At 28.6% G+C, this 14251-nt stretch carries 13 protein-coding genes; 9 read left to right on the top strand and 4 right to left on the bottom strand.

The window, feature by feature from the left end; genetic code table 11:
* Nucleotides 1-289: 289 nt before the first annotated feature.
* The 4 genes from murI (at nt 290) to Ccar_RS20275 (ending at nt 4433) form a co-directional block, all read left to right on the top strand.
* A complete protein-coding gene (gene murI / locus Ccar_RS20290) occupies nt 290-1069 on the top strand; it encodes a glutamate racemase (protein ID WP_007064813.1) in 780 nt (259 codons plus the stop codon).
* Between the two features lie 129 nt (nt 1070-1198).
* Nucleotides 1199-1714, top strand: a complete 516-nt coding sequence (locus tag Ccar_RS20285) for a peptidylprolyl isomerase (protein ID WP_007059858.1) — start codon at nt 1199-1201, stop codon at nt 1712-1714.
* Nucleotides 1715-1788: 74 nt separating this feature from the next.
* On the top strand, nt 1789-2457 hold the full coding sequence (locus tag Ccar_RS20280; protein ID WP_007059859.1) for an XRE family transcriptional regulator: 669 nt from the start codon (nt 1789-1791) through the stop codon (nt 2455-2457).
* 176 nt (nt 2458-2633) lie between these two features.
* Complete coding sequence (locus Ccar_RS20275) at nt 2634-4433, top strand: heme NO-binding domain-containing protein (protein WP_007059860.1); 1800 nt, start codon at nt 2634-2636, stop codon at nt 4431-4433.
* 88 nt (nt 4434-4521) lie between these two features.
* Here the strand turns inward: Ccar_RS20275 and Ccar_RS20270 are convergent, their stop codons facing one another.
* Nucleotides 4522-5421, bottom strand: coding sequence for a radical SAM protein (locus tag Ccar_RS20270; protein ID WP_007064814.1), 900 nt, complete (start codon nt 5419-5421; stop codon nt 4522-4524).
* Between the two features lie 75 nt (nt 5422-5496).
* A complete protein-coding gene (locus tag Ccar_RS20265) occupies nt 5497-6552 on the bottom strand; it encodes a YkvI family membrane protein (protein WP_007059863.1) in 1056 nt (351 codons plus the stop codon).
* A gap of 185 nt (nt 6553-6737) precedes the next feature.
* Between Ccar_RS20265 and Ccar_RS20260 the strand changes: the two genes are divergently transcribed.
* The 3 genes from Ccar_RS20260 to Ccar_RS20250 all read left to right on the top strand — a co-directional run bounded on the left by Ccar_RS20260 (nt 6738) and on the right by Ccar_RS20250 (nt 9668).
* Entirely contained in the window at nt 6738-7853 is a 1116-nt protein-coding gene (locus tag Ccar_RS20260) for a hypothetical protein (RefSeq protein ID WP_007059864.1), read from the top strand.
* A gap of 34 nt (nt 7854-7887) precedes the next feature.
* On the top strand, nt 7888-8829 hold the full coding sequence (mnmL, locus tag Ccar_RS20255) for a tRNA modification radical SAM protein MnmL/YtqA (RefSeq protein ID WP_007059865.1): 942 nt from the start codon (nt 7888-7890) through the stop codon (nt 8827-8829).
* Nucleotides 8830-8924: 95 nt separating this feature from the next.
* Nucleotides 8925-9668, top strand: a complete 744-nt coding sequence (locus Ccar_RS20250; RefSeq protein ID WP_007059866.1) for a 2-phosphosulfolactate phosphatase family protein — start codon at nt 8925-8927, stop codon at nt 9666-9668.
* Nucleotides 9669-9732: 64 nt separating this feature from the next.
* On the opposite strand, the gene Ccar_RS20245 is transcribed toward Ccar_RS20250, so the two are convergent.
* On the bottom strand, nt 9733-10908 hold the full coding sequence (locus tag Ccar_RS20245) for a class I SAM-dependent rRNA methyltransferase (RefSeq protein WP_007059867.1): 1176 nt from the start codon (nt 10906-10908) through the stop codon (nt 9733-9735).
* 159 nt (nt 10909-11067) lie between these two features.
* Here Ccar_RS20245 and Ccar_RS20240 point away from each other — a divergent pair, with 159 nt between their 5' ends.
* The gene (locus Ccar_RS20240; RefSeq protein WP_007064815.1) at nt 11068-12624 is read left to right on the top strand and encodes an ABC-F family ATP-binding cassette domain-containing protein; all 1557 of its coding nucleotides are present in this window, start codon (nt 11068-11070) and stop codon (nt 12622-12624) included.
* A 101-nt stretch (nt 12625-12725) separates the two neighbouring features.
* Here the strand turns inward: Ccar_RS20240 and Ccar_RS20235 are convergent, their stop codons facing one another.
* On the bottom strand, nt 12726-13127 hold the full coding sequence (locus tag Ccar_RS20235) for a hypothetical protein (protein ID WP_007059869.1): 402 nt from the start codon (nt 13125-13127) through the stop codon (nt 12726-12728).
* Nucleotides 13128-13334: 207 nt separating this feature from the next.
* On the opposite strand from Ccar_RS20235, the gene Ccar_RS20230 reads away from it, so the two are divergent.
* Entirely contained in the window at nt 13335-14195 is an 861-nt protein-coding gene (locus Ccar_RS20230) for a hypothetical protein (RefSeq protein ID WP_007064816.1), read from the top strand.
* Nucleotides 14196-14251: the final 56 nt, after the last annotated feature.

The following is a 14251-nucleotide window of genomic DNA, read 5'->3' as shown; positions in this document are numbered from 1 at the left end:
ATGTTTTTGTGAATTTTTTCATATTCAAAATTTTATAATTAATATGCTAATATGTCAATAGGAAAAATGAAAGTTTATTAAAAAAAAACTTCAATTAGCAATTAAAATTTTTTATTCTGCAAAAAATATTGCAGTATTTTTTAAAAAAATTCAATTTTATACTTAATTATTGCGAAAATATTAAATGCAATGTATATTTATGCAATGAACTTTCATAATTTGTATAGTTTAATTCTATATTATATAATATTAAGCATATATATTAACTAACTATAATGAAGGTGGTAGAGTGAAAGTGGAATGTAGACCAATAGGTTTTTTTGATTCTGGAGTTGGAGGAATTAGTGTATTAAAAGAAGCGGTAAAACTTTTACCAGGAGAAGATTTTGTTTATTTTGGAGATTCTAATAATGCACCATATGGTATAAAAACTGTAGAGGAAGCTAGTAGATTAACCTTTGAAGCTGTAGAATTTTTAATAAGTAAAAATATTAAGGCAGTAGTAATTGCTTGTAATACAGCAACCAGCGCCGCTATAATAGATTTAAGAAAGAAATATAGTAGTGTAATGCCTGTAATAGGTATAGAGCCAGCATTAAAGCCTGCTGTGGAATTGAAAAGAAAAGGACAAATAGTTGTAATGGCCACACCTATGACTTTGGCTGAGAGGAAATTTAATAATTTAATGAACAGATATAAAAATCAGGCACAAATGTATCCTATGCCATGTCCTGGTCTTGTAGAATTAATAGAACAAGGCATGGTGGAAGGAGAAGAGGTAGAGAAATATCTAAGAGATAAAATAGAACCATTAAAAGAAGAAGGAATAGCAGCTATAGTTCTTGGATGTACCCATTATCCTTTTATAAAAAAGACTTTATCTAAGTTACTTAATAATGAAGTTCCAATTATAGATGGAAGTTTAGGAACTGTAAAACAATTGAAAAGAGAACTTATAAAAAGTAATTTGGCAAGTAAAAAAAGAGAAGGTGGAAAGGTAACTGTATATAATTCATTAGATAGTGATGAAATTATAAAGTTAAGTTATAAGCTATTGGAATGTGAGTAGATAATGTAACATTAACTATAGTTAATATTAATAGTTTTTAAATAAAGTTTTTTATGTGAATAATATTTATGTATTATGATATAATTCAAATAGATGATATATATGAAAGACGAAGGGAGATTACTAAATATGAATCCATTAGTTACGATTAAAATCAAAGATAGGGGAGTAATTAAAGCTGAATTATATCCCGAAATTGCACCTAATACTGTGAATAATTTTATAAGTCTTATAAAGAAAGGCTTTTACAATGGAATAGTATTTCATAGGGTTATTCCAGGATTTATGATACAAGGAGGATGTCCTTTAGGAAATGGAACAGGAGGTCCAGGATATTCTATAAAAGGTGAATTTACAAGTAATGGCTTTAAAAATGATTTAAAACATACCACTGGAGTACTATCTATGGCTAGGACTATGCAGCCTGATTCAGCAGGAAGCCAATTTTTCCTAATGACAGAAAATGCACCTCATTTAGATGGTCAATATGCTGCATTTGGAAAGGTTACAGAGGGTATGGATATAGCTCAAGAAATAGTAAATACTAAAAGAGATTTTAGGGATAAACCTTATGAGGATCAGGTCATTGAGGAAATGACTGTAGAAATTTATGGAGAAGAATATCCAGAACCAGAAAAACTTTAAGCAGTATTATAACGTTTAATATAATAAGTATGTAAAATCATGAAAAACATAATGCATAAAAGCGGGGTTATAGTATGAGTAGAGTAGGCGAAAAAATAAAGAATATAAGAAATAGTATTGGAATGACCCAAAAACAACTAGGCAAAAAGTTAGGGGTAAATGAGAGCTTTGTTAATGAAGTTGAGAATGGTAGAAAAATTATAAATCAAAATTTGATAGATAGAATTTCCAAAGTATTAGGAAAAGATATAAATGATATTACTATGTCTTTTGAGGAACAGGTATTTGAAGAAGAAAAAGATAAAAAGTATTCTGCAGCACCTAAGAAAGAAGCTGTAAAAGATGTTTGGAATGAAGCATTTGGATCAGTGTTGAAAAATATACCTATTTATGGGTACGACTTACAAAAAGCTGTATCCTTCAAACAATTACCTTTAATAAATAATAAAGTAGAAGGACATTCTCAAGATAAAGTGTTCTATTTGCAAATAGAAGATGATGATATGTTAGGATTTAGAATAGCAAAAGGAGACTTAGCTTTTGCATATAGTACACATGAAATTGAAAACAATAGTATATGTTTAATAGAACATGGAAGCAAAAGAGTAATAAGACAAATAAAAAGGTTAGATAACAATAAAGTTCTACTTATTAGTAATAAAGGCAGCTTTAGAACTGAAACTGCAGAAATAAAAGAAATTAACATAATAGCCAAATTAAATAGAGTTGAAATAAAGCTTTAGAAAATTGCACTGCATTAAAAAATGCAGTGCAATTTTTAATTAATAGCCTTTGTAAAAACAATACTGATGTTGTATAATATTTATAATCTTGTGAAGTTACTGGATTTACTTAAAGATTGACTCTTCATTAATAATGAAATATAGAACTTTAGTGAATATAATAAGGAGGATTAAAAATGAAAGGAACAGTAATAGCTACGTGGATGAAAACTTGCAGAAAATTATATGGTGATGATAGTGTAAATAAAGCCATGGAACATGTAGGGTGGAGAGCGTCAAAAATTTTTTTGCCAGCAGAAAATGTAGAGGATACAAAGGTTAAAGAAGTTATTGCTGCTATAGCTAAAAGTAATAATATAGATATTAAGCATTTATGGCGGGAAATAGGATTAGATAATATAAATGCTTTCTATAAGGACTTTCCAGCATTTTTTCAGCATGAAAATTTATATTCATTTTTAAAATCTATGTTTGATGTACATGTGGTTATGACAAAAAAATTGCCAGGTGCAAAACCTCCTCTAGTATCCATCAAACCAATATCACAAAGAGAAGCTATATTTGAATATAAATCAGAAAGAGGCATGTTTGACTATCTTAAAGGAATGATAGAAGGTAGTGCTAAGTTTTTTAATGAAAAAGTTAAAGTAGATGAGCTTGAAAAGAGTAATAACTATGTAAAATTCAAGTTTACCTTTGAGAAAGATATATACTATAAGAAGGTATATAAGTTTAATAAAATACTTTCTTTAGGATTCATGAAAAGTTTAGGATCAAAAACAGCATTATTTACATTAATAGTTTCTTTAATAACATCTATACCATTGATGGGACTTGATCAAGCCTTTAAGGCTATTATTATTTCAATTATATCTTCCATAGCAGCACATATAGCTGTATCACTTCTTATGAAGCCAGCTTTAATTATAGAACAAGATATTAAAAATGTCATAAGTAATAATTATATAGAAGAAGGAGATATAGAAACTAATGATCTATTTGAAGACATTTATAAACTTTTAAAAGAGAATAAAAAGGATATAAGTGCAGATTTTGTGGGATTTAAAGGTGTTACTGATGAGATGAATACTTTTATGAACAATATAAGTGTTATATCAGATTCTATGAATCAAGCATCTAATGAAATATCAGATGTGGTAGAACAGGTAGCTAGTTCTTCAGTGGATCAAGCAACTAATACAGAAAAAGCTGTTTCTATATTAAATGATAATATACAAGGATTGAAAAATATAGTAAGTAGTGAAAATGGTAATAAATTAGAATTGGAAAAAGCTTTGAATAAAATTAATAATAGTTATGAAAATATCGATGGAACAAGTAAGAATATAATGAGTACTCTTGAAAAGTTTCAGCAAGTCAAGGATAAAGGCTTTGAACTTGAGGGAAGGGCAAAAGATATTACAAATATAGTTTCAATAGTATCTGATATTTCTGAACAAACTAATTTGCTAGCATTAAATGCTTCTATTGAGGCTGCACGTGCTGGAGAATTGGGAAAAGGCTTTGCTGTTGTAGCAGAAGAAGTTGGTGATTTGGCAGAACAATCTAAAAATGCCGTTGAAGAAATAAACTCCAACCTGGTTAGTTTTTCAGAAGAAATAAAAGCTTTAGCAGAAAAAATAGGATCACAGTACAATGTACTACAAGTAGAAACTAAAAACTTACAAAATGTAAGAGATATAAGTTATGAAGCTACTACTTCAGTGCAAACAGTATCATCATCTATGATAGAAACTATAGAGCGACTTAATAAGGAAACTGATTCCATAGCAACTATCTATGATACAATAGAATCTTTGGCCGCTATTGCTGAAGAAAATTCAGCTTCTTCTGAGGAAGTAAGTGCCAATGTGGCAAATTATACTAATGAAATTAAAAAACTTATATATAATATTAACCAATTTAGAACAATTACAGAGCATTTTAAAGTAGAATTAAGTAAATATAAAATTTAAAAGTTCTAAACATATTAAAAGGTAATTGTTTTAGTATATAATTGATAAAATGGACAGCTTTTAGATTTTATAAAGCTGTCCATTAAATTTACACGCCGTTTAAATCAAAATCTGGAATAAAACTTTTAGAAGCAGTTCCTTCCTCTTGAATAAATGCATTTTTTATACCTAAACTTAGGCAATAGTCTATCATACTATCATAGTGCTTAGAGTTTAAAGGCTTATTAATTTCGGGAAATTTACAAGCGTTATACATAGGAACATATTGATTCATTAGGCTTAAATAAATAGAATCACCAAAAGTACTATATATGTAATCTATAATTTTTTTAGAATCAAATAAAAGTCCAGGTAACATTAAGTGTCTTATGATAACTCCTTTTTCAATTAAGCCTTCCTTGTTGAGTTCTATTTTTCCAACTTGGGAGAACATTTCTTTTACTGCATTTGAAGCATGTGCAAAATAGTTTTCAGCATTGGAATATTTTTTTGAATATTTGTTGTTAAAGTATTTAATATCAGGAAGGTACACATCAATATATCCCTTTAGCAATTTTATTGTTTCTATATTTTCATATCCACTGGTATTAAATAAAATAGGAATATTAAGACCGGATGCTTTTGATATTTTTAAAGCTTCTATTATTTGAGGAACATAATGTGTTGGAGTAACTAAGTTTATATTATGAGCTCCTTTTTTTTGTTGTTCTAAAAAGATTTCACTTAGCCTTTCTATAGATACTTCTTTACCTATACTTTCAGAACTTATTTCGTGATTCTGACAAAAGACACATTTTAAGTTACAGTTGGAGAAAAATATAGTTCCAGAACCATTTTTCCCTGATATGCAGGGCTCTTCCCAATTATGTAATGATACTCTTGCAATTTTTACATTTTTTCCTGAATTACAATATCCTAATTCACCTTTTAATCTATTTACACCACAGTTCCTGGGACATAATTTACAACTTTCAAGAACTTCTAACATTTTATAACACCTCTATATAATTAAAGTAATTACTATAAAAATTATTATACTTTATATTTTGTTTTATGTGTATGTCTAATGTACAGATTTATTTTTATTTCCCAGGTAAAAGGCTAAACATTGAATTGTAAATATAAAACTTACTACTGCAAAAGCAGGATATAAGATGGATATAAGTTTTACGAATCCAATTTGCGATATAGGTATGGATATAATAATTATTAAAATTATAGCTTTTTTATAAGAAATATTGAATAACTCTTCAAGATTTTTGCTTACGCTATATATATTAGAAACTTCTGTAGAGAACATCTCCATCCAAATTATGCTTAGGAGCATGATTTGAATTACATTTCCAAAACGATTAGCAATATATAATAACGGTATTTCATATTTAAAAATATAGGGTATGTTTAAAATTAGTAAGGCATTAATTAAAAATGATAGTACTGTTAGACCTATAGAGCCTAGAGCAACACCCAATATTAAAGTTTTTTTGTTTCTTATTTCAGTACTTAGAGGTACAAGTACTCCACAACAGCATAGAATGTTGAAACCTCCATATATAAGAGAAGATAATAGCCAATTATGTTTGTAAGCAGAAATATTTTTTAAATAAGATACATTAATGTCTTTGTAAAATGATACATATAAAATAAATATAGTCACTATAACAATAATTAGAGAAGGCACTATAAAAGAATTTATTTCAATTAGTCCTTTGGTTCCTCTTAAAAGCACAATTACTGATATAAATATCATTATAATTATTCCCACCCATTTTGATACATGAAAGTATTGGTTTAAAAGAGAGCCACTTCCGGCTAAGATTACAGCAGAGGTACTTATAAGAAATATAGTTGTAAACAGATTAGTAACTTGTCCTAGAAATCCTGGACTAACCAAGGATATAAGTCCATCATAAGAGGTTAATTTATACCTTAAACTTAGTTGTATAACGATATAACCCATTATTATGTAAATGATACAGCATATAAGTATACCTAGGAAGCTTTTGTAACCATAAACTGTGAAAAACTGGCTTATTTCTTGTCCAGAAGCTAAACCAGCGCCAACAATAGTACCTATAAAAACAGCACTTATTTGTAATACTAAAAATAAGTTTTTCATAAATTATTTAAATCCCCCCTATATAATTAATGTATAAAAAGTAAATATCATTTAAGCAAACTAAAGAGTCTAGATATAATAGTATATAATTAAATTTTTAAAATAATGATTTATAAATTAAATTTTTGTTTTGAGGAAAAACTAAAGATAAATCAGTATCTTATAAAAGATAAGGAGGAGAAAAGATGAAAAGAAAGAATTTCAAAATTATTAGTAAAATTTTAATAGTAATTATGGTTACAGTTGTTTCAAATACATTGATTGGATGCTCAAAGAGTAAAAAAAATGAGAAAACAGAAAGCAGTAGTAATTTTGACATAAAAGCAGCAGGAAATGTGGCAGATACATATATGAAGTACTTAATGAAGGATGATTTAGAAAATAGCAAAAAGCTTTATTCTAAAGAACTTTCAAAAAGTCCTTCATCACAGGAAAATAAAAATTTGAAAATATTAGGTTATAATGTATCAGAAACTAATGAAGTAGGTAAAGCTGGTCTATTTAAAGTAAAAGTATCAAGGTCAGATTTAACTAGTAGTTATGCTTCTTTAGATGAATATTCTATAAGAATAGCCAAGGAAGATAATGATTATAAAATAAAAGAAACAAATAATGTGGTTCAAAAGGAAGTGTTTGGTGAGGGGGAACAAGTAAGAGTAAAAAATAAAAATAATGCCAATACAAATTTAGTTGTAGATATGGAGGGACTTCCTAATTATGTATTTTCTAAAGATGATAAAAGAAATGTAGATAAGATAAAGGTACCTAAAACCAAATTTGGAATTATGAACTTGGGATATAGTGGAGAAAATTTAGCCATATCTAGTTATGATAAAGATGTTTTTGTGGGTGTAATAAAAATGGATGAAAGCTTGGCAGTGCAAGGTGGAGATAGCAAAGATGAAGAACAAAAGGGAGGTGGGAAGGATAAACAAAATCAAGGTGGTGCTATGGGTAAGGAAAAACCTATAGGAAAGGAAATTACAGCAATAGATATATTAAAGAATTGTAAAGTAGAAGTTATAAACTTTTCACCAGAAGAAAAATTTATAACAGTGCAGTATGCAAAATCACCTTCAGGTAGATGTATAAGAGTTTATAAAATAGATGGAGGAGATATTATACCTTTTAAATTTGAAGAAAAATATCCATTAGATAAAGTAGATGTAGTATTTTCTTCCTATGATAAGGAAAGTTTAAATTTTGATGTTGTACCTAAAGTAGAAGGGGATAAATCAGCTTCAGATGTAATAGGTAAATGGCAATTAAGTTTGAAAGATTTTAAAGCAAAGAAAATGTGATATAATTAAATAAAAAACAGTTATGGAGAAAAATATGCAGTGGGCAGATAAAAGATATTATAGTTTAAATTATTTTTTAAGGAATAAATTTGATTGCAAGGTTTTTAAAATATCAATAGACGCAGGCTTTTCCTGTCCAAATAGAGATGGGAAAGTAAGTACTGGTGGATGTGTATTTTGCAGCGAAAGAGGTTCTGGAGATTTTGCTGGAAATAGACGTTTTTCTATAAAACATCAATTTCAAGATATAAAGCAAATCATGAGTAAAAAGTGGAAAAACGGAAAATATATAGCTTATTTTCAGGCTTATACTAATACATATGCACCTGTAGAAGTATTAAAAGAAAAATATAATGAAGCAATAAATGAAGAAGATGTAGTAGGATTGGCTATAGCTACAAGACCTGACTGTCTTAGTGAAGAAGTTTTAGACCTTTTGGAAGAGTTTAATAAAAAAATTTATACTTGGGTGGAATTGGGACTTCAGACTTCTAATGAAAATACTGCGTCAAAAATAAACAGAGGATATAAACTTAATGTATTTGAAGAAGCTATTAGAAATTTGAGAAAAAGAAATATTGATGTAGTAACCCATGTTATATTTGGATTACCAGGAGAAACAAGCAAGGATATGCTAAATACAGTAAAATATGTTTGTGCACAAGATATACAAGGTGTTAAATATCACCTTTTACATCTTATGAAAAATACACCTCTTGAAGACCTTTATAATAGAGGAGAACTTAGATTTTTAGAATATGAAGAGTATATAGCTATAATATGTTCTGCTATATCAATTACGCGACCTGATATAGTTATTCATAGGCTTACAGGTGATTCTCCAAGAAATCTACTTATAGGACCTATGTGGAGTTTAAAAAAATGGGAAGTTTTAAATGCTATAGATAAAACGTTACAGGAAAGAGAAATATATCAGGGGTGCAAATATCAAATTGAGGATAATAAAACTTTATAAATGATTCAAATGCAATAAAGAGTATTAAATTTTTGTGAAAGGTTTAATGCTTTTTATTAATTAAAGAAAACAAAAGTTTGATGGGGGAATTTAAAATGAAAATTGATTTAATAATCTCTGCAGATGATATAAAAAAAGATAAAGTGCAGGGTAAGGCTGTAGTAGTTATAGATATGCTAAGAGCTACATCAGTAATAACAACAGCGATAAATAATGGTTGCAACAGTGTGATACCTGTGCTCACAATAGAAGAGGCTCTAAAAATAAGCAATGAGGATAGAGATAAATATATACTTGGAGGAGAAAGAAAAGCACTTAAAATAGAGGGTTTTGATTGTGCTAATTCGCCTTTAGAATATAAAGAAGACTTAGTTAAAGATAAAATTTTAGTTATGACTACTAGTAATGGGACAAGAGCAATTAAAGGAAGCATAGGTGCTAAAAATATCTTAATAGGTGCGTTAATAAATGCTAAAGCTGTAGCAAATAAGCTTCTTGAGCTGGATGCTGATGTGCAGATAGTAAATGCAGGAACTTATGGTCAGTTTTCCATAGATGATTTTATATGTTCAGGATATATTATTGATTGCTTATTAAAAATGTCAACAGATATAGAACTTACAGATATAGCGAAAACTTCTCACTATATTTATACTGAAAATAAGGATATAACTAGTTTTATACATTATGCAAGTCATTATAAAAGAATTAAGGAATTAAATTTAGAAGATGACTTAAAATATTGTTGCACTAAAGATATAATTGACGTTGTACCTGAATATAGAAATGGCGTTATAAAAGTTTTCGATGAAATGTATAAGGAAAAAACTGTGGTTTAAGAGAAGCTATTGTCTCACATGATAAGCAAATTGCAAAGCAATTTGCTTATTGTATGAAGTTATTTTATACAACTTGGAATATATAAAACTTTAAGTAATAAGATTCATCAGAATTCCAAAGTATTGGATGGTCTGAGGCTTGTGTTCTGAATTCCACTTGTCTTAACATTCTTCTTGCATCTTTTGCAGCATCTGCAATAGTATCTTTAAAAAGTTCAGGGGCCATAAAATGAGAACATGAACAAGTAACTAAGAAGCCACCTGGTTTTACCATTTTGATACCTCTTAAATTAATTTCTTTATATCCTCTAACAGCACTTTTTATAGTTGATCTTGATTTTGTGAAAGCAGGGGGATCAAGTATAACTACATCATATTGTCTTCCTTCCTTTGCCCATTCATGAAGAACATCAAAAGCATTGTGACATTCGAATCTAACTGTGTCAGATAATTTATTAAGTGCAGCATTTTTAGATGCATCGTCTATAGCAAGCTGTGATATATCAATTCCTAAAACACTTTTAGCACCAGCAACGCCTGCATTTAGAGCAAAAGAACCAGTATGAGTAAAGCAATCTAAAACATCAGCATCTTTACAAATTTTATGTATAGCATGTCGATTTTCTTTTTGATCTAAAAAGAAGCCTGTTTTCTGACCATTTTCTATATCAACATAATATTTAACGCCATTTTCAATAATTTCGAATGTAGTATCAAAAGGTTCTGTTAGGAAGCCTTTTGTTTGTTCCATGCCTTCAAGTTCACGAACTTTTACGTCACTTCTTTCGTAAACACCTTTTGCACCAAAGTCTTCCGTTAACAATTCAACTATAATAGATTTATATTTATCGATTCCAAGAGCCAAAGATTGAATAACATAATAATCTTCATATTTATCAATTATAAGACCAGGTACAAAGTCAGCTTCTCCAAATAGAAATCTGCAGCTTGAAGTGTCTATAATCTTTTTCCTATAATTCCAAGCATTGTGTAGTCTTTTCCTAAAAAAGTCTTTATCTATTTCCTCATTTATGTCTTTAGTCATAATTCTTATTGTGATTTTTGATACATCATTTATATAACCTTTACCTATAAAGTTTCCCTTAAAGTTGTATACTTCTACAATGTCACCATTTTCATAGGTTCCTTCGTAACCTTCTATTTCTGTAGTATATATCCATGGGTGACCATTTTCAGCTTTTCTACCCATACCTTTATATAAATAAAACTTACAAGCCATTAACTTTTTACCTCCCTGATTTTGTTCCTTATGTAGTATACCACAACTGAAAAATTAATAATATACAAAAATGTAACTAAAAATCTTTTGACATAATACACAAGAATAAATTAAACTATTTCTATATGTTTAAATTCGAAAGATTTGAGGAGATGAAAAATGAGTATATTAACTGTTAAAAATTTAAGTCATGGTTTTGGAGATAGAGCCATATTTGAAGATGTATCATTTAGATTATTAAAGGGAGAACATGTAGGACTTATAGGGGCTAATGGAGAAGGTAAGTCAACATTTATGAATATAATTACAGGAAAGCTTATGCCTGATGAAGGAAGTATAGAATGGTCCAATAGAGTTAGGGTTGGATATATGGATCAGCATGTACAATTACAAAAAGGACAAACCATAAGAGATGTATTAAAGCAAGCATTTGATTATCTTTTCGATCTTGAAAAAGAAATGATAGAAATAACAGATAAGATGGGAAATGCATCACCAGAAGAATTAGAAAAGCTTTTAGATCAAATGGGTACCATTCAAGATTTACTTGATAACAATGGATTTTATGTTATAGATGTAAAGGTTGAAGAAGTAGCAGGGGGACTTGGACTTAAAGATGTGGGTCTTGATAAAGATGTAGCAGATTTAAGTGGAGGACAAAGGACAAAAGTATTACTTGCAAAGTTACTACTTGAAAATCCAGACATATTACTTTTAGACGAGCCTACAAATTACTTGGATGAACAACATATAGAATGGCTGAAAATGTATTTACAAAATTACGAGAATGCTTTTATTCTCATATCTCATGATATTCCTTTTTTAAATAGTGTAATAAATTTAATATACCACATGGAAAACAAACAGCTTACAAGGTACGTAGGTGACTATGATAATTTCATGAGAGTGCATGAAGCTAATAAAAAGCAGTTAGAGGCAGCTTATGAGAGACAGCAGAAGGAAATAGCTAAACTTGAAGATTTTGTGGCTAGGAATAAAGCAAGAGTGGCTACAACTGGAATGGCTAGAGCAAGGCAGAAAAAGTTAGATAAAATAGATAGAATAGAAATTGCTAAAGAAAAAGTAAAACCTGAGTTTAATTTTAAAGCAGCTAGGGCATCAGGAAAGGTTATATTTGAAACTACAGATTTAGTAATAGGTTATGACGAACCTCTTTCAAAACCTTTAAATTTAAGAATGGAAAGAGGAGATAAGATAGCTTTAGTTGGGGCTAATGGATTAGGTAAAAGTACTTTACTAAAAAGTTTATTAGGGCAGATAAAGCCTGTATCAGGAAAAGCTGAGTTAGGAGATTATCAGTATATAGGATATTTTGAACAAGAGAGCAAGGAAGCAAATTATAATACTTGTATAGAAGAGTTGTGGCAGGATTTTCCTTCATTTAGTCAATATGAAGTTAGAGCAGCTTTAGCTAAATGTGGTCTCACAACTAAACATATAGAAAGTAAGATAATGGTTTTAAGTGGTGGAGAGCAAGCAAAGGTAAGATTGTGTAAAATTATAAACAGAGAAACTAATATATTAATATTAGATGAGCCTACAAACCATTTAGATGTAGATGCAAAGGAAGAATTAAAAAAAGCTCTAAAAGAATATAGAGGAAGCATTTTATTAGTATGTCATGAACCAGAATTTTATAGTGATGTAGTTACTGATATTTGGAATTGTGAAGAGTGGACAACCAAGATATATTAATTAGTAAATAGGTTCAATTTATATAATTTTATAAATGCAGTGGGGAGTGTGTGAAATACTCCTCACTTACTTTTTATTTATAATAGTTTTTTGTTTCCAGTTTAGTTCACAGAACTGCTAATAAATTTGTCTTTTATCCAGCCCCTATTATTAATATTTCTATTACTTGTAATAGAAATTTCATACCATAATTCATTTTTGATTTTTACACTACATAGTATTTTTACACTAGTATTTTTAGATAATGAGTTAAGTGTTATTGAATTATCCATTGGGCAAATGTATAATTCACAATTGTCGTTAACGAATGCTTCAGTAAAATTAGGGGTGATATATTGCAGAATTAAGTTTGAATCTTTATTCCATTTTACTTTCTTTGTTAAATTATTATTCTGTTGCTTTAGTAATAGTATTTGTTTTTTCTGATTGTATATTTGATTAGTAAAATAGTATGCCATAAATAAAGCTCCGCCTACAAGAAGCACAAATAGCAAAAGTAACATGAAAAAATACTCCCTTCAAAATTTATACATTAATATTATATTCACAGGTTTAATAAATCTGCACATTAATATTTATTATAACAATCTATTCATTACATTTTTATGACTTGTTAATACAATTTGGTAAAATTTATAGAATACATTACGATATAAACAAGTGAAACATAATATTATAGTTATTTAAATTTATAGTAAGGGAGTGATATTATGCAAATAGGTTTTTCATCACAAAGAAGTGCACCAGTGACAAATTCATATAATACTAGTGATAGAAGTATAGATCGTAATTTTAATGAAAAGAAGTCTATACATGGAAGTGGCACTAATATTGGAAAGTCAAAAAAGAAAAGTCCTTTGGAAATGCTAATGGATCAAAAATCGAAATTAGAGGATAGTAAAAATACTATTATGGAAGAAGGACTAAAAAATGGTGAAGATCCATTATCTATAAAACAAAAAACTGCAGATGTTGATAAACAAATTCAGGAAATTGATAACCAAATCAGCAAGCTTCAGTTAGAAGACAAACAAAAAGCTCTTGGTAAAGATAAGAATAAAGATAAAAATAGAAGTTCTAAAGAGCAAGCGTTAAATAATAATTATGAAGCTGATTCAAATAAATCGGCTTCTTTAGATGGTGTTTTAAATCTTTCTACTGGCTTAAATAATTTCCGGAATTTATCCAATATAAGAAATAACATAAAAGGTAATATAAAAGAACTAAAAGCTGATATAGATTATGATATAAAGTTTAGGCATATTGATCCTGTTTTTAGCAAAAAACAATTAAATAAAATGGAAGATGGTATTAAAAATCTAGAAGAAAAACTTAATGAATCTCTTAAAGATATAAACAATAAAAGTAAAGAAAGTATAAAAGAGCAAAAGCCAAAGGCCAATATGCATATAACTAAAAAAATAGGACAGATAAATAGTGGTTCTAATTTAAAAGATGAAAATGAAATATCTATAGAACAGTGTAAAGTCCAACAAAATATTAAACATTATATAGTGAATATTGAAGATAAATTTGAAAGTAGTGGTATAAATATTAATAACATAGCTTAAAAATTGTCTCTATGCGTATTAAACCTGTGGAAAGTTTAACCACAGGTTTAATACAT

The sequence above is a fragment of the Clostridium carboxidivorans P7 genome (genome assembly GCF_001038625.1).
Classification (GTDB): domain Bacteria; phylum Bacillota; class Clostridia; order Clostridiales; family Clostridiaceae; genus Clostridium_AM; species Clostridium_AM carboxidivorans.
This window is presented reverse-complemented; position numbering and strand designations above follow the sequence as displayed.